The 24282-nt window shown below is 69.7% G+C and carries 17 protein-coding genes, 1 tRNA gene and 9 pseudogenes; 10 read left to right on the top strand and 17 right to left on the bottom strand.

The features are described from left to right. Positions 1 to 3: 3 nt before the first annotated feature. Positions 4 to 1227 (top strand): PAC2 family protein, encoded by a 1224-nt coding sequence (locus H3H54_RS09230; protein ID WP_262426344.1) that lies wholly within the window; start codon positions 4 to 6, stop codon positions 1225 to 1227. On the opposite strand, the pseudogene H3H54_RS09225 reads toward H3H54_RS09230, so the two are convergent. Continuing rightward, a pseudogene (locus H3H54_RS09225) lies at positions 1206 to 1493 on the bottom strand (transglutaminase family protein); the annotation flags it as partial. The gene H3H54_RS09230 and the pseudogene H3H54_RS09225 sit on opposite strands and share 22 nt — an antisense overlap. Before the next feature lie 392 nt (positions 1494 to 1885). Between H3H54_RS09225 and H3H54_RS09220 the strand changes: the two are divergent. From H3H54_RS09220 to H3H54_RS09200, 5 genes and pseudogenes are all read left to right on the top strand, one after another. Further along, complete coding sequence (locus H3H54_RS09220; RefSeq protein WP_262426343.1) at positions 1886 to 2461, top strand: sugar phosphate isomerase/epimerase; 576 nt, start codon at positions 1886 to 1888, stop codon at positions 2459 to 2461. Next, positions 2458 to 2673, top strand: a complete 216-nt coding sequence (locus H3H54_RS09215) for a hypothetical protein (protein WP_262426342.1) — start codon at positions 2458 to 2460, stop codon at positions 2671 to 2673. The genes H3H54_RS09220 and H3H54_RS09215 overlap by 4 nt, the downstream gene beginning before the upstream one ends. 80 nt (positions 2674 to 2753) lie before the next feature. Continuing rightward, positions 2754 to 3847 (top strand): annotated as a pseudogene (locus H3H54_RS09210) (Gfo/Idh/MocA family protein). 17 nt (positions 3848 to 3864) lie between these two features. Beyond that, positions 3865 to 4866: a sugar phosphate isomerase/epimerase gene (locus tag H3H54_RS09205; protein ID WP_262426341.1), complete on the top strand. Its 1002-nt coding sequence runs from the start codon at positions 3865 to 3867 to the stop codon at positions 4864 to 4866. 416 nt (positions 4867 to 5282) lie between these two features. Next, a complete protein-coding gene (locus H3H54_RS09200; RefSeq protein ID WP_262426340.1) occupies positions 5283 to 5504 on the top strand; it encodes a hypothetical protein in 222 nt (73 codons plus the stop codon). A gap of 9 nt (positions 5505 to 5513) precedes the next feature. Here the strand turns inward: H3H54_RS09200 and H3H54_RS09195 are convergent, their stop codons facing one another. Continuing rightward, positions 5514 to 6533 (bottom strand): methyltransferase, encoded by a 1020-nt coding sequence (locus tag H3H54_RS09195; RefSeq protein WP_262426339.1) that lies wholly within the window; start codon positions 6531 to 6533, stop codon positions 5514 to 5516. Between the two features lie 94 nt (positions 6534 to 6627). Between H3H54_RS09195 and H3H54_RS09190 the strand changes: the two are divergent. Beyond that, positions 6628 to 7417 (top strand): annotated as a pseudogene (locus H3H54_RS09190) (ParA family protein). A 99-nt stretch (positions 7418 to 7516) separates the two neighbouring features. Here H3H54_RS09190 and H3H54_RS09185 read toward each other — a convergent pair. From H3H54_RS09185 to H3H54_RS09160, 6 genes are all read right to left on the bottom strand, one after another. Continuing rightward, entirely contained in the window at positions 7517 to 8101 is a 585-nt protein-coding gene (locus tag H3H54_RS09185; RefSeq protein ID WP_316249184.1) for a MerR family transcriptional regulator, read from the bottom strand. A gap of 129 nt (positions 8102 to 8230) precedes the next feature. Further along, a complete protein-coding gene (locus H3H54_RS09180; protein ID WP_262426338.1) occupies positions 8231 to 8734 on the bottom strand; it encodes a MerR family transcriptional regulator in 504 nt (167 codons plus the stop codon). 192 nt (positions 8735 to 8926) lie between these two features. Next, positions 8927 to 9370: an FHA domain-containing protein gene (locus H3H54_RS09175; protein ID WP_395963668.1), complete on the bottom strand. Its 444-nt coding sequence runs from the start codon at positions 9368 to 9370 to the stop codon at positions 8927 to 8929. Positions 9371 to 9496: 126 nt separating this feature from the next. Next, entirely contained in the window at positions 9497 to 10144 is a 648-nt protein-coding gene (locus H3H54_RS09170) for a DUF881 domain-containing protein (RefSeq protein WP_262426337.1), read from the bottom strand. Between the two features lie 100 nt (positions 10145 to 10244). After that, positions 10245 to 10577, bottom strand: coding sequence for a small basic family protein (locus H3H54_RS09165; RefSeq protein ID WP_262426336.1), 333 nt, complete (start codon positions 10575 to 10577; stop codon positions 10245 to 10247). Next, positions 10574 to 11518, bottom strand: coding sequence for a DUF881 domain-containing protein (locus H3H54_RS09160; protein ID WP_262426335.1), 945 nt, complete (start codon positions 11516 to 11518; stop codon positions 10574 to 10576). Before H3H54_RS09160 ends, H3H54_RS09165 begins: the two co-directional genes overlap by 4 nt. A 198-nt stretch (positions 11519 to 11716) precedes the next feature. Between H3H54_RS09160 and H3H54_RS09155 the strand changes: the two genes are divergently transcribed. Continuing rightward, positions 11717 to 11790: transfer RNA gene (locus H3H54_RS09155), tRNA-Pro, on the top strand. Here H3H54_RS09155 and H3H54_RS09150 read toward each other — a convergent pair. The 5 genes and pseudogenes from H3H54_RS09150 to H3H54_RS09130 all read right to left on the bottom strand — a co-directional run bounded on the left by H3H54_RS09150 (position 11756) and on the right by H3H54_RS09130 (position 16325). Next, positions 11756 to 13233 (bottom strand): annotated as a pseudogene (locus tag H3H54_RS09150) (NAD-dependent succinate-semialdehyde dehydrogenase). The gene H3H54_RS09155 and the pseudogene H3H54_RS09150 overlap by 35 nt on opposite strands. Before the next feature lie 19 nt (positions 13234 to 13252). Continuing rightward, positions 13253 to 13923: pseudogene (locus H3H54_RS09145) on the bottom strand (M24 family metallopeptidase). Continuing rightward, positions 13809 to 14441 (bottom strand): aminopeptidase P family N-terminal domain-containing protein, encoded by a 633-nt coding sequence (locus H3H54_RS09140; RefSeq protein WP_262426333.1) that lies wholly within the window; start codon positions 14439 to 14441, stop codon positions 13809 to 13811. The pseudogene H3H54_RS09145 and the gene H3H54_RS09140 overlap by 115 nt, the downstream one beginning before the upstream one ends. A gap of 17 nt (positions 14442 to 14458) precedes the next feature. Further along, positions 14459 to 15718 (bottom strand): aspartate aminotransferase family protein, encoded by a 1260-nt coding sequence (locus H3H54_RS09135; RefSeq protein ID WP_262426332.1) that lies wholly within the window; start codon positions 15716 to 15718, stop codon positions 14459 to 14461. Between the two features lie 211 nt (positions 15719 to 15929). Then, positions 15930 to 16325, bottom strand: a complete 396-nt coding sequence (locus H3H54_RS09130) for a MarR family winged helix-turn-helix transcriptional regulator (protein ID WP_262426331.1) — start codon at positions 16323 to 16325, stop codon at positions 15930 to 15932. A 388-nt stretch (positions 16326 to 16713) separates the two neighbouring features. Between H3H54_RS09130 and H3H54_RS09125 the strand changes: the two are divergent. Further along, positions 16714 to 18842 (top strand): annotated as a pseudogene (locus H3H54_RS09125) (MMPL family transporter). A 56-nt stretch (positions 18843 to 18898) separates the two neighbouring features. Beyond that, positions 18899 to 19797 (top strand): annotated as a pseudogene (locus tag H3H54_RS09120) (formyltetrahydrofolate deformylase). 24 nt (positions 19798 to 19821) lie between these two features. Here H3H54_RS09120 and H3H54_RS09115 read toward each other — a convergent pair. From H3H54_RS09115 to H3H54_RS09100, 4 genes and pseudogenes are all read right to left on the bottom strand, one after another. Beyond that, a pseudogene (locus tag H3H54_RS09115) lies at positions 19822 to 20745 on the bottom strand (SDR family oxidoreductase); the annotation flags it as partial. A gap of 119 nt (positions 20746 to 20864) precedes the next feature. Then, positions 20865 to 21727, bottom strand: a pseudogene (locus tag H3H54_RS09110) (carbohydrate ABC transporter permease). Beyond that, a complete protein-coding gene (locus H3H54_RS09105; protein ID WP_262426330.1) occupies positions 21724 to 22662 on the bottom strand; it encodes a carbohydrate ABC transporter permease in 939 nt (312 codons plus the stop codon). Before H3H54_RS09105 ends, H3H54_RS09110 begins: the two are co-directional and overlap by 4 nt. Further along, complete coding sequence (locus H3H54_RS09100) at positions 22659 to 24053, bottom strand: extracellular solute-binding protein (protein ID WP_262426329.1); 1395 nt, start codon at positions 24051 to 24053, stop codon at positions 22659 to 22661. The genes H3H54_RS09105 and H3H54_RS09100 overlap by 4 nt, the downstream gene beginning before the upstream one ends. Positions 24054 to 24282 lie beyond the last annotated feature (229 nt).

Raw genomic sequence — 24282 nt, 5'->3', positions numbered from 1 at the left:
GTCATGATGGATCCGACGACCCTGTTCAGCTACGAGCGTCACGTCGATTCGCGCGCGTTGCGCGGCCGGACCCTGCTCGTCACCCTCGGCGCCTACAGCGATGCTGGCGATGCCCAGCGGCTGGTCGACGACCAGCTGCTGAACACGCTCGAGAGCCGCGTAGTGGGCCGCCTCGACATGGATCAGGTGTACGACTACGCCGGGCATCGCCCCGAGGTCACCCTGCAGCTGGACCACTTCACCGAGTACGCGAAGCCCGAGATCCTCCTGCACGAGGTGACCGCGCTCGACGGGGACACCTTCTTCCTCCTCACCGGCCCCGAGCCGTCCTTCCAGTGGGAGCGGGTCGCGAACGCCCTGCGGATCGTCGTCGAGCAGCTCGGGATCGAGCGGACCCTGCTGCTGCAGGGCTTCCCCGCACCGGTCCCCCACACCCGCGAGCTGCCGGTGACCCGCTTCGCCGGCGACCCGGAGTCGATCGCGGTGCGCCGCACCATGCCGGGCACCTTCCGGCTGCGCGCCCCCTTCACCGCGCTGCTGACGATGCGTCTGGCCGAGGGCGGGCACGAGGTGGTGGGGCTGACAGTGCACGTCCCCCAGTACCTCCACGAGATGTCCTATCCCGACGCGGCGATCGCCCTGCTCGGAGCGATCACCGAGGAGCGCGGCCCACAGGTGCCTCTCGAGGCCCTCGAGGCGCAGGCCGCGCCGGTGCGCGAAGCGGTCGCAGCGCAGATCGATGCCCAGCCCCAGCTCCAGGAGATGGTCGACGGGCTCGAGAACCGCTTCGACCGGATGATCACCTCCGGCGCAGGAGCGGAGGTCCCCACGGCCGACGCGATCGCCGCCGAGGTCCAGGAGTACCTCGCGAGCTTCGAAGAGGACACCGGGGACGCCGGCGGCTCCGAGGAGCCCCCACGCCGCAGGATCCCGAGGACCCAGAGACCCCGAGCCTCTGAGAGGCCTGCCTCAGCGCAGCGTGACCTGCTCCCCGTGCTCTCGCGGGGCAGCCCCGGATCGACCACTGCGGTGACCTGGATGCCGGTCAGGGTGACGTTCCCGGCCAGGGTGGTCATGAAGGCCGTGTCGGCCGCGTCCTGCCCGGTCGCGATCCGCACCATCGAGGCGCGCGGCGCCAGATGCGTCGCATCGAACACCCGCCAGGTCCCCTCGATCAGCGCCTCGACCACCAGGTGGAAGTCCATCGGGGTGAGCCCCGGCGCGTAGACCGAGGAGCATCGTGCGGGGATGCCGCTCGCCCTCAGCAGCGTCGCGGTGAGGTGCGCGTAGTCGCGGCACACCCCCTGCCGCGCGAGATAGGTGGAGCGGGCCGAGTCGGTGATCGTGCTCGAGCCGGGCACATAGTCCAGGTGACCATCCACCCAGCCGACGACGGCGTCCGCGGCCTCGGCGCCCTCGCGCCCGCCCACGATCTCCGCGGCGATCCTCCCGAACTCATCGACCTCGCAGTAGCGAGAGGGTCGCAGATGCATCACGGCGTCGGACTCCTCGCTGTCCGGAGCCTCGGCAGCGCTGACCCCGGATGCCTCGTAGACGATCTCGACAGGCCCCTCGGGAAGGCCGTGCAGCAGGTGCAGGCGATTGCCGAAGCGATCGCGGGTCTCGGTCACCGGCTGGATGGCACCGTCGGCGAGGACGCTCAGCTCCTCCTGCGCCGCGGGGGCGTCGGAAACCGCGACCAGCAGGGCGATGTCCGTCCCCTCGGCCACCTCGGCCCTCATCCACGCACGCACATGTCTCTCCATGCGTCCAGTCTCCTGCACTCGGCGCCTCATGGCACCTCCAGGCTTTGCTGGGACCTGATCGCCGACATAGGCTTGTGAACAAGCCGACATCAGCGACCCACCGGCCCGAGGAGCAGGCAGTGCAGATCTCCGTACAGCTCTACAGCGTGCGCGACAGCTTCTCCGCCGACCCAGCCGGCACCCTCCGCCGGCTCGCCGAGATCGGATTCACCGCGGTGGAGCCCTACCGCTTGCTGGAGAATGCGCAGATCCTGCGGACGCTGCTGGCCGAGAACGGCCTGGCCGCACCCTCGGCCCACGCCTCCCTGATGACGCAGGAGGATCCCGCCCGGGTCTTCGCCGCCGCCGCGGACCTGGGCGTGCGCACGGTCGTCGAACCCCGCTGGGACGCCGAGAAGTGGACTGACGAACGAGACATCGAGCGCACGGCCGAGCGGCTCGGCGAGCTGGCCTCCATCGCCGCCGAGCACGGGGTGCGCGTGGGCTATCACAACCATGATGTCGAGGCCCGGCCGGTGTTCGACGGCCGGTGCGGGCTCGAGGTGCTGGCCGATCACCTCGACCCCGGGTGGTGCTCGAGCTGGACACCTTCTGGTCGGCCGTCGGCGGCACCGACCCGGCCGCACTGCTGGACCGGCTCGGCCAGCGCGTCCAGCTCGTCCACCTCAAGGACGGCCCGCTGCAGGGTGAGGTGAAGTCCCAGCTCAGCCTCGGAGAAGGGGACATGGACCTGCCCTCGATCCTCGCGGCCGCCCCGTGGCTCGAGATCGGGGCGATCGAGTTCGACGACCACGACGGGGACATCTTCGACGCCGTCGGCCGTTCCTTCACCACCCTCGTCGAACTCCTGCGAGAGGCCCCCGGTACGACACCGGCGGGCGACGTCCACCCGACCACGCCCCTGTGACCACCCCTTCCACGAAGGAGCTCCCCGTGCCGGAACCCTCCCCCCGCCCGCTCGGCGTCGCCCTGATCGGCTACGCCTTCATGGGTCGCGCCCACTCGCAGGCCTGGCGCACCGTCTCCGCCGCGTTCGACGTCCCTGAGTTCGCCCGCCGGGTGATCGTGGGCCGTGATGAGGAGGAGGCCGTCGCCGACGCCGCCCAGCGCCTGGACTGGGAGGAGCACGCCACCGACTGGCGCGAGGTGATCGCGCGCGATGACATCGACATCGTCGACATCTGCACCCCGGGATTCCTGCACGCCGAGATCGCCATCGCCGCGCTCGAAGCGGGCAAGCACGTGCTGTGCGAGAAGCCCCTGGCCAACGACACCGCCGAGGCCGAGGCGATGGTCGAGGCCGCCCGCGCCGCCACCGCCAGGGGCCAGGTAGCGGCCCTCGGCTTCACCTACCGCCGCGTGCCGGCGCTGGCCCTGGCCAAACAGCTCGTCGACGCCGGGCGCCTGGGCAGCATCCGCCAGGCGAAGGCTGCGTATCTGCAGGACTGGCTGGTGGACGCAGAGGCGCCGATGAGCTGGCGACTACGGAAGGAGACGGCCGGCTCCGGAGCTCTGGGCGATATCGGCTCGCACGCGATCGACCAGATCCAGCACCTCACGGGAAAGCGCGTGACCGCAGTACGGGGCAGGCTGGCGACGATGGTCCCCGAGCGCCCCGGCGACGACGGCCCGGAGCCGGTGACCGTGGACGACGCGGCCTGGGCGAGCCTCGAGCTCGACGGCGGCGCGATCGCCTCCGTGGAGGTCTCCCGCATGGCCACCGGCGCGAAGAACAGCCTGAGGATCGAGCTGTTCGGCGCCGACGGAGCGCTGCGCTTCGATCTCGAGAGCCCCAACGAGCTCTGGTTCCTCGACGCCACCGTCCCGATCGCCGAGCAGGGCTACGCCCGGATCCTGGTCACCGAGCCCGAGCACCCCTACCTCGAGGCCTGGTGGCCCCAGGGACACGTGCTGGGCTGGGAGAACGCCTTCACGAACCAGGCACGCGACCTGCTGCTCGCCATCCACGACCGTGACCAGCCACGCTTCTCCCCGACTTCGCCGAGGGCCTCGCGCTGCAGCGTGTGCTCGACGCGATCATCGCCTCCGACGCCGCCGACGGCACGACCATCACCCTCTGAGAAGGAGCATCACCGATATGTCTCACCCGCACACCCTGTTCACCGGCCAGTGGGCCGACCTCACCCTGGACGAAGTCGCCGAACTCGCGGCCGGCTGGGGATACGACGGCCTCGAGATCGCCGTCGCCGGCGAGCACCTGGACGCATCCCGCTGGGACGATGACGAGTACATCGCCGAGCGGCTGGGGATCCTGGAGAAGCACGGTCTGAAGTGCTGGGCCATCTCCAACCACCTCAAGGGCCAGGCGATCTGCGACGACCCGATCGACTTCCGTCATGAGGCGATCGTGGGCTCCGCCGTCTGGGGCGACGGCGACCCGGAGGGTGTGCGCCAGCGCGCCGCGGAGGACATGAAGAACACCGCGCGGCTCGCCCAGAAGCTCGGGGTGAAGACCGTCATCGGCTTCACCGGCTCGAAGATCTGGAAGTACGTCGCGATGTTCCCGCCGGTCCCCCAGTCCGTCATCGACGAGGGCTACCAGGACTTCGCCGACCGCTGGAACCCGATCCTCGACGTCTTCGACGAGTGCGGGGTGCGCTTCGCCCACGAGGTCCATCCCTCGGAGATCGCCTACGACTACTGGACCACCCAGCGCACGCTCGAGGCGATCGGGCACCGCGAGGCCTTCGGCCTGAACTGGGACCCCTCGCACTTCATGTGGCAGGAGATCGATCCGGTCTCCTTCATCACCGACTTCGCCGACCGCATCTACCACGTGGACTGCAAGGACATCCGTGTGCGCGTGACCGGGCGGAACACGCGCCTCGGCTCCCACCTGCCGTGGGGCGACCCCCGCCGCGGCTGGGACTTCGTCTCCTTCGGCCGCGGGGACGTCCCGTGGGACGCGGCGTTCCGCGCACTGCGCTCGATCGGCTACGAGGGCCCGATCTCGATCGAGTGGGAGGACGCCGGCATGGACCGCCTCCACGGGGCGAAGGAGGCGCTGGCGCACCTGAAGACCCTCGACTACCCGATCTCCGAGGTGTCCTTCGACGCCGCGTTCTCCCAGCAGGGCTGAGATGACCGGCAGCCGGAACGAGCACGAAACCGAGCGCGAGGAGTTCGCTGCGACCTTCCTCGCGCTCGGCGCGGAGGCACCGACGATCCTGCCCGGATGGGATGCCGCCGCTCTCCTCGAGCATCTCCATCTGCGGGAGCGGGCCCCTCACCTGATGCTCGCCGCCCGGCTCCCCGGCCGCTGCGGACGCGGGCCCTGGAGGCGCTCGCGAGATACCGGGAGAGCTCCTGGCAGCAGCGGGTCGCCCGCTTCCGTGACGCTCCCGGCCCGCTCTCCCCATCGGCCGGCTCGATGCGCTGAGCGGGCAGGCGGAGCTGCTGATCCACCACGAGGATCTGCGACGCGCGCAGGATCACTGGGAGCCCCGACGGCTCTCGGCCGCGTCCACCGCGGGGGCCTGGCGCGCCGTCGGGCTGATGGCTCCGCTGGCGATGCAGGTGCAGGCCGACGTCACCCTCGTCTCACCGCTCGGCGGGCGCCAGGTGCGTGCCCGCCACTCCGCCGGGGGCCTGCGGGTGTACGGCGATCCGCTCGAGCTGCTGCTGTGGGTCAGCGGCCGTGACGAGGCGGCCAGGGTGAGGGTCCATGGAGAGCCCGCCGCGCTGCGCGCGCTGCAGGACGGCCGACGGGGGCTGTGAGCCCCGGGCTCAGCCGCGCTCGAGGAGGAAGAGCCGCGGGTGGTGGCCCTTCTGGAAGAACCGGTGCTCGCGGAGGAGTCGCCAGCCGGAGGCTGCCTCCTCGAGCACCCGGTGCATCCGGGTGATCTCGTGGGTGAGCACCCCCAGCCGGGCCTCGGGAGCGGCCAGTTCGGCGGCGCGACGGAGCAGATCGGCGAGCAGCTGTTCGTTCGAGTCGTGCTCGCCGTGGAGGGTTCCCCACGGCGGGTTGGTCAGCAGACGGGTGAAGCCCGGCTCGAGCGGTGCCTCGAGCACATCGGCGGCGACCCACTCCACCTGTCCTTTGCGACGGGCCGCACGCTGATGGGCTCGGGCGGCATCGATCGCGGACGGGTCCAGGTCCACTCCCACGGCGCGGGCAGGCGCTTCCACATGCAGCTGCTCCACCAGGAAGGTGCCAGATCCGCAGGTCATGTCGAGCACCGAGTCCTCGGGTCCCACTTCGAGCTGGTCGAGCACGGTCGCGGCGATGGTCGCGTTGACCGCTCCGGGGTAGTCGACCGTGCGCCATGCCCGGGTGGAGAGCGGGCGCGGGGTGGTCCGCAGCAGCACCTGCCAGGTGCCGGGTGGGGCGCCGCGACGCACCCGCACCACCAGGTCGCCCTCCTCATCGACCGGGACACCGGCGAGATCGGCCATGGCTGCGGCGAGCCGACGCATATCGGGGGTGTGGGCGCCTGCGGCCTCGAGGCGCAGCCCATGGAAGCGCAGCCGCGGCCTCTGACGCCGGATGTCCTCGAGCAGCTCGCCGAGGCGCTGCTGCACCGAGGTCTCCAGCAGCTCCCGGGGGCGCCGGGCAGGGACCGTGAGGCTGCTCGATGCCGCGACCACCCGTCGCAGGGAGCGCACTGCGTCGAGATCGGAGCTGTTCAATGTCAGCTCGGTGGGTCCCACCAGCCGGGCGAAGCCGAGCCGGCTCGCCTCCTGCAGAGCGCTCTGGCCGCAGCCGTCGAGCACCTCGAGAACGAGCTCATGCGTGATCTGGCCCATCGTCTCCCCCTTTTCCAGTGTCCTTCGGACGATTCACGCAGGTTACCGCCCGTCGTGCACTCGGAGTGCAGGGTCGGGTCGGTAGACTGTGGGTGTGTTCATCGTGAGTGTGTGTTCCCTGAAGGGCGGCGTCGGCAAGACGTCCGTGACCCTGGGCCTGGCTTCTGCCGCCCTCCATCAGGGGTGAACACCCTCGTGGTCGATCTGGACCCGCAGGGTGACTCGACCCTCGGACTGCTCGGGGAGCCGGCGAGCACCCTGGACATCGCCGAGGTGCTGTCCTCCCCGCGCACCGAGACCATCGATCGGGCGATCATCGAGACGCCCTGGTCGTCGGATGCCACCTCGCACCTCGACATCATCCCGGGCTCCAGCCGCTCCGCGATCATGGACTCCCCGCGCCCACATCCAAGGATGTGCGCCGCCTCCTGCAGGCTCTGGACAAGCGCACCCATCAGTACGACATCGTGCTCATCGACTGCCCGCCCTCGCTCAACGGCCTCACCCAGATGGCGCTGGCCGCCTCGGATCGGGCCCTGGTCGTGGCGGAGCCCGGCTTCTTCGCGGTGACCGCTGCGGACCGTGCGCTCAAGCTCGCCACCGAGATGCACGAGGACGGCATCGCGCCCCGCCTGCAGCCTCTCGGGCTCGTGGTCAACCGCTACCGCCCGCGCTCGGTCGAGCACCAGTACCGGCTCGCGGAGCTGCGCGAGCTCTTCGGCGAGGCTGTGCTCGCGCCCGTCATCGAGGAGCGGGTGGGCCTGCAGCAGGCGCAGGGCGGAGCCGTCCCGCTGCACCGGTACGAGGGAGCGTCCGGCAAGCGCCTCACCGAAGACTTCGACGCCCTGCTCGCGACCGTGATGGATTCGCGCCAGAACTCCTGAACGTCGGGGGCTGCGGCCCTCTCCGACCCTCGCGCTCATACACAAGAACGGCGAGCCCCTTCCCAGGGCTCGCCGTTCTTGGGTGTCTGTGGGTGCCGGTCAGCCGGCCTGGCGGGAGCGCCGGCGCGCGGCCAGCTCGTCCTGCAGCGCGAGGGCGGCGTCATCGGCGGGGTTCACGCCGGGCAGGCTCAGCAGATCGTTCTCGACCTCGCGCCAGACCCGGCCCACCGCGATGCCGAATACGCCCTGGCCGCCCTGGACCAGGTCGAACATGTCCTCGGCAGAGGTGCACTCGTAGACCGAGGCGCCATCGCTCATGAGGGTGATGCCCGCGAGGTCATCGATGCCTCGCTCACGGAGCGCGCTGACGGCGACACGGATCTGCTGGAGGGAGACTCCGGTGTCGAGCAGTCGCTTGACGACCTTCAGCACGAGGATGTCGCGGAATCCGTAGAGGCGCTGGCTGCCGGAGCCGTGCGCCGCGCGCACGCCGGGCTCGACGAGACCGGTGCGGGCCCAGTAGTCCAGCTGCCGGTAGGTGATGCCGGCGGCCTTGCAGGCTGCCGGGCCGCGGTATCCGAGCTCGCCGGGAGTGTCCACGACATCATCGAAGAGCACGCCCTGGGCGGGCTCTGCGGGGACGGTGGTCTGCTCAGTGCGATCATCGCCGCTCGTGGCGTTCACAACTACCTCCGGGTTCCGGCTCTCCGAGGGGAAGGATGAGAGCGCACGCTCAGACTAGCGCGAAGTACCCCTCGGCCGACAGCAACGCGCCGTCCGAAGATCACGGAGAGGTGACGGACGCGCTCCGGCTCAGTGCTCCCGCAGCGACATGCGGAGCACGGCCCCGTGGACGGTGATCATCGATTCGCCCAGGTCACGCGCGAAATCTTGGGCTTCTCCCTGTGCTGCGGAATCCCCGGCGCGGGAGCGCGGACGCGCGACCGAGCGGATCATGTGGGCCTGCCGCTCCGCAGCGGTGCGCAGCATCACCAGGTGGCGCGGGTGCAGGCCCTCCTCGGCGAGCTCGCGTGCGGCGCGGACGAGCTCGAGCTCGGTCGACCCGTAGAACAGGGCACCCTCCTCCAGCAGTCCGTACTGCTCGAGCTCGGCCAGGAAGTCCTCGTCGACGGAGGCCTCGCGGCCCAGGCCCCTGCGGTCCAGCCGGACCGCCTGCAGAGCGGAGCTGGGCCCGGGACGAGAGGCGATCGAGGTGACCTCGGAGTCGATGCCGTGCTCGAGCAGATGCTCCTTGATCACCTTGAGCGGCCAGAACCGATCCCGCTGCGCTCTGAGCACGAACCGGAGCCGGTCCACGTCCTCGCGGCTGTACTTGCGGTATCCCGCCGCGCTGCGCTCGGGGAGATCAGCCCCTCGGACTCGAGGTAGTGAAGCTTCGAATGCGCCAGATCGGGGAACTCGTCCCGCAGCATCTCGAGCACCTGACCGATGCTCAGCCTCGTGGCAACGGAGGAGCTCGGCCGGCGCGCAGCGGAGGCCGGCATCAGATCAGTCCTGCCCGTGGAACGGGTGATAGGTCAGGCGGTACTTGCCGATCTGGACGTCCTGGCCCGCCTGGAGGCGTGCCTCGTCCACCCGGTCCTTGCCGACGTACGTCCCGTTCAGCGAGCCGAGATCCCGGACGAGGAAGCCGTCCCCGTCGCGCACGAACGCGGCGTGCTTGCGGGAGACGGTCACGTCGTCGAGGAAGATCTCGCTCTTGGGGTGACGTCCCGCGACGGTGGTCTCGGAGTCGAGCAGGAAGCGCGCCCCCAGGTTCGGACCCTTCTGGACGATCAGCAGCGCACTGCGCGGAGGCAGGTTCTCGATCGCTCGGCGATCCTGGGACGAGAGACCGGACTCGGTCTCCTCCAGGGGATCGCTGGGCGAGATCGCGCTCAGCTTCGACGTGTGGTCGAGATTATCGTCGTTCCACTCGGTGTTCCCGGACACCGCGCACCCCTTCCTGGCCTGCGACGGACCCTGGGCGATGACCGCACAGGATTCGGCTCGCCCATCTTCGCATGCGATCAGCCCCTCAGGGGACCTTCAGGGCGATGCAGCGTCAAGAATTGACGATCACTTGACCACCCGGGAGTGTTCCGGGGCGGTGAGCTCGACCGTGGCCTCTATGAGGATCATGTCGTCGGCCGTCGCCGCGAGCGTCCCACCGTCCCCGGCGACCGAGTCCGCCGCGCCCCCGGGGATGCGCAGTGCCGGTTCCATCACGGAGGGATCGCCGATCGCCCGCACGACGTACGGCGCTTCGATGGGGGTGCCGTCCACCATGAGGCTCCCGCCGGGGCCGGTCGTGACGGAGGTTGATGCGATCACTCGCACCTGACCGATCTGGATCACCTCGGCGCCGGCGTTCCGCAGCTCCTGGACCACCCCGAGCAGCGTCGAGGCGCGCACCGTGGCCTCCGGATCGGCGATCGAGACCACCACGCCTCGCCCCTGGGCGGGCGCCGTACCAGCGAGGATCTCGAGATCCTCCAGCCGATCCTCGGCCGCATTCTGAGCGGCGACATCTCCCTCCCGCCCCGAGCGCAGCGCCTCGAGCGTGCGATCGAGCTCCGCGTTCTCCACCTCCAGAGCAGAGGCATGCCGCCCCGATTCGTCCAGCAGCCGCACCAGCTCTTGCTGGGTGGCGCCCTCGAGCGCGTCATCGCCCTGCCTGACCTGGGCCACGATCGACAGCCCCAGCAGCAGGCACAGCAGGCCCACGATCGCCTGCGAGAGGGTCGCCTGCGGGCGCAGGGTCTCGCGCAGCCGCCGCCAGACCTGCTTCTGCTGCTCGGGGAGCCGGCGATGCGGGTGCCGTCGCTCATGACCGGAAGAGCAGGCGCCTGATCGCCGCCGCGTTGGAGAAGATACGGATCCCGAGCACGACGATCACCGCGGTCGAGAGCTGGGAGCCCACCCCGAGCTGGTCGCCGAGGAACACCAGGAACGAGGCGATCAGCACGTTGAACAGGAACGAGGTGATGAAAACGTGGGAGTCGAAGGCACCGTTCAGGCTCGCCCGCAGGCCGCCGGCGAGGGTGTCGAGCGAGGCGACCACGGCGATCGGGAGATAGGGCTGCAGCACGGCGGGGACGTCGGGCTGGACGACGACGCCGAGCACGATGCCCAGCGCCAGTCCGATGATGGCGATCATGGGGTCTCCTCCTCGGCGCCGCGTCCGGCGGCCGACGGGTCGGTCGGGTTGATGGTCTGCGGGGTCTCCGGCGTGCTGGTGCTGCCGTCGTCGGGCACCGACGCCTCCCGGAGCGTTCCCACCGCGCGTGCGGGGACGGTGAGCTCCTCCTCGCTCTCCCAGGACATCCGGATGCCGTAGCGGCTCGAGATCTCGTCGAGGTACTCCCCCGCCTCGCCCTCGGACACCGCGGAACGCAGCTGCTCCGGCTCACCCAGCGCGGTGATGCTGTACGGCGGGGAGAGAGGCCGGAAATCGACCAGGATCGCGGAGCCCGCGGTGCGGATCGCGGTGGTGGCGCTGATGCGCTGGCCGTTGATGGAGACCGCCTCCGCCCCTGCGGCCCACAGCCCGTTGACGGCGATCTGCACATCTGCGTCGGTCACGCGGTTCACGCTCCCGGCACCGCCACCGGGGCTCGAGGGCAGCGGTGCGGAATCCTCGAGCACGAGCACCGCGCCCGGACCGCTCAGGGATACACCGCCCCCGGCCTGCTCGTAGGAGGTGAGTCGCTCGGGGGCCCCGTCGCCGGTCCCTTCGAGGACGACGCCCTGCGCCTGGGCGATCTCCCTCTCGAGCTCCTCCTGGCGCTGCGTGAGGAGCTCCGCTTCGCCGCGGGTGTCGAGCACCTCCTGCTCGAGCAGTGCGCGCGGGCTGTCCTCCGCTGCCGCTCCCTGTCGCAGGTCCAGGACGGAGACCGCGACGACGAAGCCGAGCAGCAGGGCCAGCAGCAGGGTGATCGCACGGGTCGCCCCGACATCGGGCGGTGCCGCCTCCGCCGCCGGATGCTCATGCTCACGCAGCGTGTCGACACCGTAGGGGTCGGCGGTGAGGGCGCGCAGCAGCGACGTCGGCGAGTACGGAGTCTCGCCGTGAGGTGTCGAATGGTCTGCCTTGCGCATGTCTGCAGTGTAGGAGCGTGGCTCTGGCCGGGGAGGCAGACCCGCCCGGCGAGGACGCCGCAGTGCTGCGGTCCCCTATCGCATCGTGCGCTCCGGGCCCCACGGCGACTCAGGTGCCGCAGGTCACGCCGGTTCCGGTTCGCCTCGAGGTCGAGGTCGGGGTAATGTGTTCCACGGTCCTCCGGTGACGGAGGGTTTCGGGCTGTGGCGCAGCTTGGTAGCGCACCTGACTGGGGGTCAGGGGGTCGCAGGTTCAAATCCTGTCAGCCCGACCGAAACGCCGAACGGGCGTCTTCCGAGAAGATCGGAAGGCGCCCGTTCGTCATTCCTGCAGTGTCGGACCGGTTCAGCTGCGCACCGGCCCCACCCAGATCTGCTGGGCATTGGTGAATTCGCGGATGCCGTGCGGTCCCAGCTCGCGGCCGTAGCCCGAGCGTTTGATCCCCCGGAGGGCAGCCGTGGATCCGACTTCACGATCCCGTTGACGGAGACCTGTCCCGCCTCGATGCGGCGGGCCATCTCGACCCCGCGCTCGGTCGTGGTCCAGATCGCCGCACCGAGCCCGTACGGGGTGTCGTTCGCGAGCGCCAGTGCATGTTCCGCGTCGTCCGCGGCGATCACCACGGCGATCGGACCGAAGGTCTCCTCCGTGCAGGCCGCCATCCCGGGCTCGACGCCGGTGAGCAGCGTCACCGGGTAGAAGAACCCCTCCCCTCCGGCATCTCGCCTCCCATCACCAGGGTGGCGCCGGCCTCGACGCTGGTGGTCACCTGGCGGTGGAGATTCTCGCGCAGCTCCTCCCGGGCGATCGGCCCGACCTTCGTGGCCTCATCTCGGGGGTCGCCGACCTTCAGGCCGCGCAGCTGCGCGGTGAGCAGCTCGACGAACTCGTCGTGCACGGAGCGCTCGACGATGACCCGCTTCGCCGCGATGCAGGACTGGCCGGCATTGATGATCCGCGACAGCGCCGAGACCTCCGCGGCCTTCTGCAGGTCCGCGTCGGCCAGCACGATGCAGGGATCCGAGCCGCCGAGCTCGAGCACCGCGGGCTTGATCTCGCTCGCCGCGATCGAGGCGACCTTCGCCCCGGCCCGGTCGGAACCGGTGAAGGAGACCGCCTGGATGCGCGGGTCACGGATCGCCTGCTCGACGTCCTCGGTGGCGGCCAGCAGGGTCTGGAAGATCCCCTCGGGGGCGCCGGCGGCCCGGAACACCTCCTCGAGCGCAGCAGCGCATCCCGGCACATGGGGGTCGTGCTTCATCACGCAGGTGTTCCCCGCCATCAGCGCCGGAGCGCAGAAGCGGAACGCGACCCAGAACGGTGCGTTCCCAGGGAGGATCCCCAGCACCGGGCCCAGCGGCAGGTACTGGACGTAGGAAGAGGTCGCATCGGAGTCCAGGTGCTCGTCGGCCAGGTACTTCGCAGCGTGCTCGGCGTAGTGTTCAGCGGCCCACGCGGATTTCGCGACTTCGCCGTGCGCCTCCCCGATGGGCTTGCCCATCTCCTCGGTCATCAGCGGCGCGAGCTCATCGGTGTGCTCGCGCAGATAGGCAGCGACACGGCGCAGCACCTCGGCGCGCTCGGCGACGGTGGTGTCCTTCCAGGTGGTGTAGGCGGCGTGGGAGCGGTCGATGATCGCGGTGATCTCTGCCGGGGTTGCAGCGGGCACCTCGCGGACGACGGCCCCGGTGGTGGGATCAGTGGCGGTCAGCATGGTCATGGTGCAGCTCCTCTCAGAAGCTCGGCGCGACGCCGGCGGCGGTCGGGAACGACCGGGCGGCGCTCGCGTGGATGGTGAAATCCTCGGGCAGCGTGAAGAACGACGCGCAGCCGTCCTCGGTGATGCGGACGGTGTCCGAGATGCCGACGGTCTTGTTCCCGTCCACACCCCACATCCACGGGAGCAGATGGAAGGTCATCCCCTCCTCGAGCGGGCGTTCATCGCCCTCGAGCAGGGACACGATGTAGCCCTCATCCCAGGACGGTGGGAAGGCGATGCCGATCGAGTAGCCCGCCCGGGTGACCAGCTGCGCCCCCACCTCGTTGCTCTCGATGCGGGAGCGGGTGAGGTGGGCGACCTCGGAGATGGTCACCCCGGCTTCATCAGGGTGCGCAGCTCCGCCAGGGTGTCCTTCATCCGCTCCTGCGCGGAGTGCATCGACGCCGACAGAGCGCCGTTGACCGCCGTGCGCATCATGGCGGTGTGGTACCTGCGGTAGCAGCCGCCGACCTCGAGGAACACATGCTCGCCGGGTCTGATCATCCGGCCCTCCCAGGTGGAGTGGCCGATCATCGAACGCGGCCCGGAGGCGACGTACGGCAGCACCGCAGGGAACTCCCCACCAGCACGGAACATCGCGGAGGTGATGGCGGCGGCGACGTCGTTCTCCGTGGCGCCGGCCATCGCCGCATGCAGTCCCGCGGCCATCCCGGCCTCCCCGCGTACGCGGCCAGCTGCATCACCCCGATCTCCTCGGCGGACTTGCGGATCCGTCCGGCTTCGACGATGCCGAAGCAGTCCACCAGCCCCTCGCCGAAAGCGTCGTGGAAGCGATCCTGCTGATAGGCGGGGAAGTAGTAGCTGTTGCGCTCGTACCCCACCCTCGAGTCCCCCAGTCGCAGATCGCGCAGGGTGCTGACCAGCTCGAGGATCGCATCCCCGTCATCGGGATAGGCCCGCGAATGCTCGAGCCAGGTCCGCGAGACCACGTTGGACTCCTCCAGCGCACGGGTGATCATCACCGAGTCCGCCTCGAGCGGGACGACCAGCGCCTGGAAGAAGGAGTACCCGGTGGTCTGGTAGTCGGTGAGATACATGAGGTTCTCGGGGTCGGTGATGATCACCGCATCGAGCTCGCGCTGCGCCATCCGCTCGCGCAGCTCCCTCAGCCGGCGCTCGTACTCCTCGGGAGGAAACGTCATGCTGGACCGGCGGCGCATCAGACGGCCCTCACCGCAGCGGCGATGGCCTGGTCGAGAAGGTCCAGCCCCTCGCTCAGCTCATCCTCGGGGATGGTCAGCGGCGGGATCAGCTTGATCACCCGGCCTCCGCTCCCGCAGGGGCCGATCAGCAGACCGCGCTCGAAGCACTCCTGCTGGACCTGCTTGGCGAAGGCGCCGTCCCCGGTGTCCAGAGCCTGCATCATGCCCTTGCCACGCACCTCCCAGTCACGGTCCGGATGCTTCGCCGCGATCGCCTCGAGCGCCTCGCGCATCGTCTCGCCCTTGGACAGCACGTCGGCGAGGAACGCCTCGTCGGTGAAGTAGTCCAGCGCGACGGTCCCGGCGACGAAGGAGAGCCCCTGCCCGCGGAAGGTGCCGGTGTGGGCGCCGGGCGACCAGTGGGCATCCACCTCGGGCTTGTTGAGGTTCATCGCGATCGGGGTGCCGAAGCCGCCGAGTCCCTTAGCGAGCGTGATGATGTCCGGATCCAGGTCCATGCCGTCGAAGGAGAAGTAGCCGCCGGTGCGGCCCACGCCAGCCTGGATGTCGTCGATGATGAACAGCGCGCCGACCTCCCGGGCCAGGTCCTGGATCTCGTGCAGCCATTCGCGGCTGGCGATGTTGACTCCGCCCTCGGCCTGGACCGGCTCGATGAGGAAGGCCGCGGGGGCGGTCACCCCGCTCGAGGGGTCCTGCAGCGCGGCGGCGTAGTCGGCGATCCCGGTCCGGCCGCCGGGGGCGGTCTCGAAGGGAAGACGCACGACGTCGGTCAGCGGCACCCCTGCCCACTGGCGGAAGGCATGGTTCGCCGTCGCGGCGAGCGACCCGAGGGTCATGCCGTGGAAGCCATGGCTGAAGGCGACGATCTCGCGCCGGCCGGTGACGAGACGGGCGAGCTTGAGCGCCGCCTCCACCGCGTTGGAGCCCGTCGGTCCCATGAACTGCATCCGGTGGTCCATGCCGCGCGGCGCGAGGATCACCTCGTGGAAGCGGGAGATGAAGTCGCGCTTGGTGGTGGTGTAGGTGTCCAGGCTGTGCGCCACGCCGTCCGCCTGGAGGAAGGCGATCATCGCCTCCTTCATCCGCGGGTTGTTGTGCCCGAAGTTCAGCACTCCCGCCCCGGCGAAGAAGTCGAGGTAGCTGGTGCCGTCCTCGGAGACCTGGCGGGCATTGGAAGCGGAGGCGAACACTGTCGGATAGGCACGGCAGTACCCGCGGATCTCGGACTCGTGCTGCTCGAAGATGGTGGTGTCCATGGGGGCCTCCCGTCACGGTGCAGGGCGGCCTCGCTCGTCACGCCCGGCCGCATAGCGAAGACCACCCCGTCTGGCAAGTAGGTGCCGGTGTGCTGACCCTCACCCGGGGTGCTCACCCCGTCAAGCACCCGCTCCCGGGGTCGCACCCCGATTCTCCCCGTGCAGGTCACCGGCCCGACCGCTTGGTAAGGCGTCACGCGAAGAAGCCCTCTCAGTGCAGGTCGTCGGGGGATTCCTCGTGGATCCAGTCCGCGTTCTCCACCGAGATCTCTGCCGCCATGTCGTCGAGGAACCCGATCACGATCTCCCGCCCGGCGGGCGTGAGCCGCTTGGCGGCGTCGACGCGACGAGCGTGCTGCGCCCCGACGGTGCGGATCGCCGAGGCGCGGGTCGCGGGCTCGATGCTGATCACCAGCGCGCGGCGGTCCGAGGGGTGCGGTGCGCGCCGGATATGACCTGCGCGCTCGAGACGGTCCAGCAGCTTCGTGGTCGAGGCGCTGGAGATCTCGAGTGCTTGAGCGATCGCGCCCGGGGTCGCGAGCGTCTCGGTGTTCTCGCAGACGATCAGGAAGTGCAGGGCGCGCATATCGGTCTCGCCGAGCCGCATGTAGCGCAGTGAGGCCTCCGAGAGAGCTCCTGCTCTGCGGCCCGCAGGCGCGAGAGCGCGGCCATCAAGGCATCGATCTGAGCGATGTCACGCGCATCCATGCCCGTGCGGTCGACCAGCTCGTGATGGCGGTCGCTCGAATCGATGGAGAAAAGAGGTGGCAGCGAGGAGGACTGCTCACGGCCGCCCTCGCCGGGGTGGGGCGAGCTCATGATCCCCATCATAGATCGCTCTGCTCGCCGGCAATGTATCTCGCCGAGCTAGCGACGTGTGCCAGACTGTGCTCGGCTCACCTCGACCACCGAAGGATCACCATGGCCTCACCGGCGGACGCCCCCGTCTCCACAGAGAACACGCACCGACGCAAGGTCCCCGGACCGTACGCCCGCTGCGGATCCTGCTCCCGGCCCTCCTGATCCTCGGCTGGGTGATCGCTGCGGCGATCGGGGGACCGTACTTCGGGCGCGTCGACGAGGTCTCCTCCAACGACCGCACCACGTACCTGCCTGATTCAGCGGACGCCACCCAGGTCGCCCAGCGCGCGGCCGACTTCACCGGCTCCGAATCCATCCCCGCGATCATCGTGATCACCTCATCGGATGAGCTGGATGAAGAGGCCGCCGCAGCAGTCGGCGAGACCACCGAGGCGCTCGCCGAGATCGACGCGGTCAACGGCGAGATCTCCCCGGCGATCCCCTCCGAGGACGGCCTCGCGGTCCAGGTGTTCGTCCCGATCGACTCCGACGCCGATCTGGCGCAGACGATCACACAGGTCGAGGAGGAGCTCGCCGCGGATCTCCCGGAGGGGCTCACCTCCTATGTCACCGGACCTGCCGGCTTCTCCGCCGACCTCGCCGCAGGCTTCACCGGCCTGGACGGGCTGCTGCTCGGTGTCGCGCTCGCCGCCGTCTTCGTCATCCTCATCATCGTGTACCGCTCTCTGCTGCTGCCGCTGATCGTGCTGTCCACCAGCGTGTTCGCGCTGTGCGCGGCGCTGCTGACGATCTGGCACCTGGCCGCCGCGGACGTCCTGCTGCTGTCCGGTCAGACCCAGGGCATCCTGTTCATCCTGGCGATCGGTGCGGCCACCGACTACTCCCTGCTGTATGTCGCCAGGTACCGCGACGAGCTGCGAGGCACGAAGGAGCGCTGGCCGGCCACGGTCCAGGCGCTGCGGGGCACCCTCGAGCCGGTGCTCGCCTCCGGCGGCACGGTCATCGCGGGCCTGCTGTGCCTGCTGCTGTCCGATCTGAAGTCCAACAGCACGCTCGGTCCGGTCGCTGCGATCGGGATCGTGTTCGCGATGGCGGGCGCCCTGACGTTCCTGCCTGCGGTGCTGTACGTCACCGGCCGGGTGGCCTTCTGGCCCCGTCGGCCCCACTACGCGCCCGAGGCACCCGATGCCGGTGCTGATCCCTCCGCGCACGGCATCTGGGGCCGGGTCGCAGACGCGGTGCGGCGTCGCCCGCGGCCGCTGTGGATCCTCACCGCGATCGTGCTCGCGGTGGTCTGCCTGGGCGCCACCCAGCTCAAGGCCGACGGCGTGCCGCAGTCCGACCTGGTGCTCGCGCAGTCCTCCGCCCGCGACGGCCAGGTCGCGCTCGGCGAACACTTCCCTGCCGGTGCCGGCTCCCCCGCGCAGGTGATCGTCGCGGAGTCCTCGCTGCAGGCGGCGACCGACCGCCTGCTCACCCAGGACGGCATCGACTCGGTGACCGTCACCGCCGAGGACTCCCCAGCGGCTCCGCGCCTGTGACCGAGGACGGCATCCAGCCCCAGGGCCCGCCCGGCACTCCCGCCGCCGAGCCCACAGTGGTGGACGGGGACGTGCTGCTGCAGGCGACGCTCTCCGACGCCCCGGACTCCTCCGCAGCGGAGCAGACGGTGCGCGACGTCCGCGCGGATTTCGCCTCCGAGGACGTCACCGCCCTGGTGGGCGGGCCCACCGCGACCTCGATCGACACCAACGACGCCTCCGCCCACGACCGGGCCCAGATCATCCCCGTGGTGCTGGTCGTGATCGTGCTGATCCTGATGCTGCTGCTGCGCTCGATCCTCGCCCCGGTGCTGCTGGTCGCCACCACGGTGCTGTCCTTCGGCACCGCGATGGGCGTGGCCGCGCTGGTGTTCAACCATCTGTTCGACTTCCCGGGCGCTGATCCGGCGGTCCCCCTGTACGGGTTCGTCTTCCTGGTGGCGCTCGGCATCGACTACAACATCTTCCTCATGACCCGGGTGCGGGAGGAGTCGCTCCAGCACGGGACCAGGGAAGGTGTGGTGCGCGGACTCGCGGTCACCGGTGGGGTGATCACCTCGGCGGGCCTGGTGCTCGCAGCGACCTTCGCGGCGCTCGGCGTGATCCCGATCCTGTTCCTGGCGCAGATCGCGTTCATCGTCGCCTTCGGCGTGCTGCTGGACACCTTCCTGGTCCGCACCGTGCTGGTGCCCGCGCTCGCGCTGGACCTCGGAAAGGTCATCTGGTGGCCCTCGAAGCTGTGGCGTGAGGGGCGGCCGTGAGCAACCCCGCCCGCCCGGATGCGGCCTCAGCGCGCCGCTCTTCCTAGAATGGCGTCATGAGCAGTGCTATCCCCCTCTCCCAGACCCCGCCCGAGTCGTCGTCGGCGCTGAACGAGTTCGTCCTCACCGTGGTGTGCGCGGACGCTCCCGGCATCGTCCACGCGGTGACCGGAGCGATCGTGGAGATCGGGGGAACATCAGCGAGAGCCGCCAGTTCGAGAGCGGCACGACGCACCGGTTCTACCTGCGGCTGCAGGTCCTCACCCCCGCCACGCTCGAGGAGTTCGAGACGGCGCTCGCCCCCGCGGTGGAGCAGTTCGGCCTCGAGCACAGCATCGATGTGGTGGGCCGCCCCCTGCGCACGCTGGTGCTCGGCTCGACCGCGAAGCACTGCGTGAACGATCTGCTGTTCCAGGTCGATTCGGGGAATCTGCCGATCGAGGTGCCGCTGATCCTCGCCAACCACCCCACCCTGGACCGGCTCGCCGACTTCTACGAGGTGCCCTTCTTCGAGCACCTGCCCACCAAGGGCGAGGGAGCGAAGGCCGCCTTCGAGGACCGGGTCCGGGAAGCTGTGGTCGAGCACGACATCGAGCTGGTGGTCCTGGCCCGCTACATGCAGATCCTCTCCCCAGAGCTGTGCGCCGAGCTCGCCGGGCGCTGCATCAACATCCACCACTCGTTCCTGCCGGGGTTCAAGGGCGCCAATCCCTACCGGCAGGCGTATGCGCGCGGCGTGAAGCAGATCGGCGCCACGGCCCACTTCGTCACCAGCGACCTCGATGAGGGACCCATCATCGAGCAGGACGTGATCCGTGTGGATCACACCCGCTCCCCGAGGGAGCTGATGGCGATCGGTCAGGACGCCGAGGCGCGCACGCTCCGCCAGGCGGTGACCTGGTTCGCGCAGTCGCGGGTGCTGCTGGACGGGACCCGCACCGTCATCTTCCGCTGAGCCGGCCCCACCGCGCTCAGAACACGGGCGCCCGCCTGTCACTCCCAGCACCGTCCCGGAGACGTAGCTCGCTTCCGAGGGGCTGGCGAGGAACACGAACGCCCCGGCCACCTCGGAGGGCTGCCCGGCGCGGCCCAGCGGCGTGTTCGCCCCGAACTCGACGTAGTCATCGCTCACCCGCGTCGCGACGTTCAGCGGGGTCCAGATCGGGCCCGGGGCCACGGCGTTCACGCGGATCCCGCGCGGGCCGAGATCGGCTGCCAGGTTGACTGTGACGTTGTTGATCGCAGCCTTCGTGGCGGCGTAGTCCATCAGCGGCACCGACGGGTCATAGCTCTGGATCGAGGAGCAGTTGATCACGCTGGATCCCTCGCCCAGATGCGGCGCGGCCTCCTGGGTGATCCAGAACAGCGCCTCCAGGTTCGTGGCCAGGGTGCGATGCAGGCGCGCGGACTCGATGCCCTCGAGGCCCTTGGGCTCCGCGCGCCCCCACTGGAAGGCCGCGTTGTTGACCAGGATGTCGAGCCTGCCCAGCTCGGCGACCGTGCGGGCCACCAGCGAGCGTGCCAGCTGCTCGTCGCGGATGTCCCCGGGGAGCAGCAGAGCGCGACGCCCGGCGTCCTGGATCCAGTGCCGGGTCTGTTCGGCGTCCTCCTGCTCCTCGGGCAGGTACGAGATCGCCACATCCGCGCCCTCTCGGGCGTACGCGATCGCGACGGCCCGCCCGATGCCGGAGTCCCCTCCCGTGATGAGAGCGGTGAGGCCCTCGAGGCGGCCGTGGCCCACGTAGGAGCTCTCACCGTGGTCGGGAATCGGCTGCATCGGCCCGGTCAGCCCGGGCGGATCCTGGTCCTGGGAGGGGAACGACGGCTGACCGTCCCGGGTGGAGAGTTCATGGGCGCGGGCGGCGACTTCGGGCGTGAGGGTCCGGTCGGCTTCCTCGGTCATCGTGGCTCCTTCGACAGTGGACGGGGATGATGAACCACGCTAGCTGTCGGTGGTGCCGAGGTCACGGCGCCGGGCGACCGATCGGACGGAGCGGTCCGAATGCCCGGCGCGCCGCGGGCTCAGCCCTTCACCCCGCCGGCGGCCGCGAAGCCCTGGCCGAGGGTCCGGCCGAGGAACAGGTAGAGCACCACCACCGGGATCGAGTAGAAGATCGAGAAGGCGGCGAGCTGGCCGTAGGCGACCTGCCCGTACTGGGAGGAGAAGGTGTACAGCGTCACCGCGGCCGGCAGGTTCTCCGGGCTCAGCAGCAGCATGAAGGGGACGAAGAAGTTCCCCACATGCTCACGAAGGTGAAGATCGTGGCGACCGCCAGTCCAGAGCGCATCAGCGGCAGCACCACGGACCACAGGGCCCGCAGCACCCCCGCGCCCTCGGTCCACGCCGATTCCTCGATCTCCACCGGGACCCCGTCCATGAACCCCTTGGTCAGGAAGATCGCGTAAGGCAACGAGCTGGCACCGAGGAACAGGATCGCTCCGCCCATCGAGTCGATGAGGTTGACCTGCACGAACAGTGAGTACACCGGGATCATGATCGCGGTGATCGGCAGACCGGTCGAGAAGATGATCGTCAGCAGCAGCGGGCGCTTGGCCCGGAAGCGGAAGCGCGACATGGGGTAGGCGCACAGCACCGCTGCCGTCATCGTGACCACTGTCGCCCCGCCGCAGAGGATGAGCGAGTTGGCGAGGGGCCGGAAGGTGGTCTCCGTGTTCCAGATCGCGGAGAAGTTGCCGAGGCTCCAGGAATCCGGCCATGCCACGGACAGCGATGCCTCGACATCGAACGAGGCGAGCACCACCCACAGCAGTGGGACCAGGAATGCCAGGCCGATCACGACCATCGCGGCACTGCTGGCGGTGGCCGCGCTGCGAGCCCTGGAGCTCCGCCTCGTGACCGGGATGTTCTGAGTGCTCGCGCTCATCGCTTGTCCTCCTCGGGCAGCAGACGCAGGTACACCAGCGAAGCAGCGGCACCGATCAGGAGCAGCAGCAGCGCCACGGCGGTGCCGTAGCCGAGCTGGCCGTAGGAGAAGGCCTGCTCGTACATGTACAGCGGCAGGGTCTGGCTCTGGCGAGCGGGACCGCCGCCGGTCATGATGAAGATCAGCCCGAAGACCGACAGGGTCTGCAAGGTGGTCAGCATCAGGTTGGTCGCGATCGCGGGCCGCAGCAGCGGCAGCGTCACGGAGCGGAAGCGGCGCACGGGCCCCGCACCGTCGAGGGCCGCGGATTCGTAGACATCGGCGGGCACAGAGCTCAGCGCCGCCGAGTACACGAGCATCGAGAAGGCCGTGCCGCGCCAGATGTTCGCGAAGGAGACCGCGAGGATCGGGGCGCTGAACAGCAGATCCTGCGCCGGCAGCCCGATCGCGCCGAGGAGCGTGTTCAGACTCCCCTCGTCGGCGAAGAAGGTGTAGAGCAGGTATCCCGCCACCACCTCCGGGAGGATCCAGGCGGCGATCACGAGCGAGGTCACCGCGAAGGAGAGGATCCGGTGGGCACGCTCCATCAGCAGCGCCAGCAGCATCCCCAGCACGTTCTGGCCGATCACCGCGGAGACGATCGTGAAGACCAGCGTCAGCGCCACCGAGTTCCAGAAGTCACTGTCGGTGAAGGCGTCCACGAAGTTGGACACGCCGACGAAGCTGGTGTCCGAGGCGCCGTCACCGCGGATCGCGCTGTCGGTGAAGGCCAGATAGAGGGAGTAGAGGATCGGGCCGAGCATGAAGCCGATCAGCAGCAGGCCGGCCGGGAGCATCGGCAGGGCCCGCGCGGTGGTGAGCCGGTCCCCGAGGTGACTGCGGCCGCGCCGGGGCGGCGCCGTCCGTTCAGGGGCGGTGGGTGCGTCGGTGCTCATACCGCGGCCTCCTGCACGTTCTCGGGTCCGACGATGTCGGTGATGGCGGAGTCGTATGCGGCGGCGGCGGCTTCCGGCGTAGCACCGGTCATCACGGCTTCCATGGCTTCCTGCAGTGCGGAGGAGACCTCCGGATAGGCGGGGAGGGCGGGACGGTAGTAGGCCGTCTCCAGGAGGTCCGTGAAGTACTCCACCGCCGGGGAGTAGGAGAGGTACTCCTCGTTCTCCGCCACATCGGCGCGCACGGTGATGTGGTTGTCAGCCTGCGCGTACCGCACCAGCGTCTCGGTGGAGACGAGCTTCTCCAGGAACTGGAAGGCGATCTCGCGATCGGTGACATGCGCGGGGATCGACAGCCCCCAGCCTCCCGCGAGGGTCACCGTGCCGGGGCCCTCGCCGTCCTGCGTGGGCATGTCGGCGAGCCCGATGACGTCGGGCCATTCCGGCCAGGGTCGGGCGGCGCTCTCGGTCCAGTTCTGCGAGATCCAGGATCCGTCGATGAGAATCCCGAGCTTCCCCTCGGGCAGCAGCGAGGTGTAGATGGTCTCCGAGATGTTCGGATCCAGGTGTTGACCCAGCGATGCGGTGAGCTCCTCTTCGAACAGGGTCTTGAGGAAGGCCAGGGACTCGACGAAGCCCGGGTTCCCGAGGATCCACTTCTCGTTGTCACGGTCGTAGAGGCCGGTGCCGTCCCCGGTGCCGTACAGGAGCATCTCGAAGCCCTGCATCGAGGCCTTCTCCCCCTGCGGGGTGCCGGCGAACATGAAGAAGGGGATCGCCTCGCTGCCGGAGTCGCGGATGGCCCGCGCAGCCTCGAGGATCTCCTCCCAGCTGCCCGGCTGCCAGTCCTCGGGCAGGCCCGCCTCGGCGAAGACTTCCCGGTGGAACCACAGTGCGCGGGTGTCCGTCGTGATCGGGACGCCGTAGATCTCGCCGTCCTCGCCGGTGACCGCTTCCTTCGACGCGTCGGCGATGTCGTCCCAGTGCGGGAATCCCTCGACCAGATCGGTGATCGGCTGGAGGTAGCCGGCGCCCACGTCGGAGAGCAGGATGAACGAATCCTCGTACACGAGGTCGGGACTGGTCCGGGGCGAGCTCATCAGGAGCTCGTTCTTCGTGAAGTAGTCGTTCTCCGAGGCGACGATCGGCACCAGCTCGACCACGAGCTCCGGGTGCTCACTGGAGAACTCCTGCGCAGCGGTGGTGATCCACTCCTGCTTGATGGTGCCGGAGCCGAACTGCTGGAAGGCGATCCGGATCGTGCTGGGATCGCGGGATCCTCCGCTGCACCCGGCGAGGGCGGTGAGCGGGAGCACCGCTGCAGCACCGGCGGTCAGGCGCAGGAAGCTGCGACGATCCGGTGGCCGCGGAAGGGGCGGGGATGGGGGCACGGTGACCTCCTCGTCAACGTTGACTGGCCCCCGAGCCTAGACCGTGTGGGAGGTGCGTCACATGAGATGACGCGGCGCGCCGCCGATCAGTCGGTCGGTCAGCTCCTCCGGGGGCGGGGCCGTGCACGTCCCACCGATTGGGCCCGCTCGGCCTCGGCGTATCGCATACCGGCCGGCACCTGTGCCAGGTCGAACCAGGCGGCGGCCCGCGGCAGCAGCCTCACGTCCT

It is taken from the genome of Brachybacterium sp. Z12, assembly GCF_014400405.1.
GTDB lineage: Bacteria > Actinomycetota > Actinomycetes > Actinomycetales > Dermabacteraceae > Brachybacterium.
This window is presented reverse-complemented; position numbering and strand designations above follow the sequence as displayed.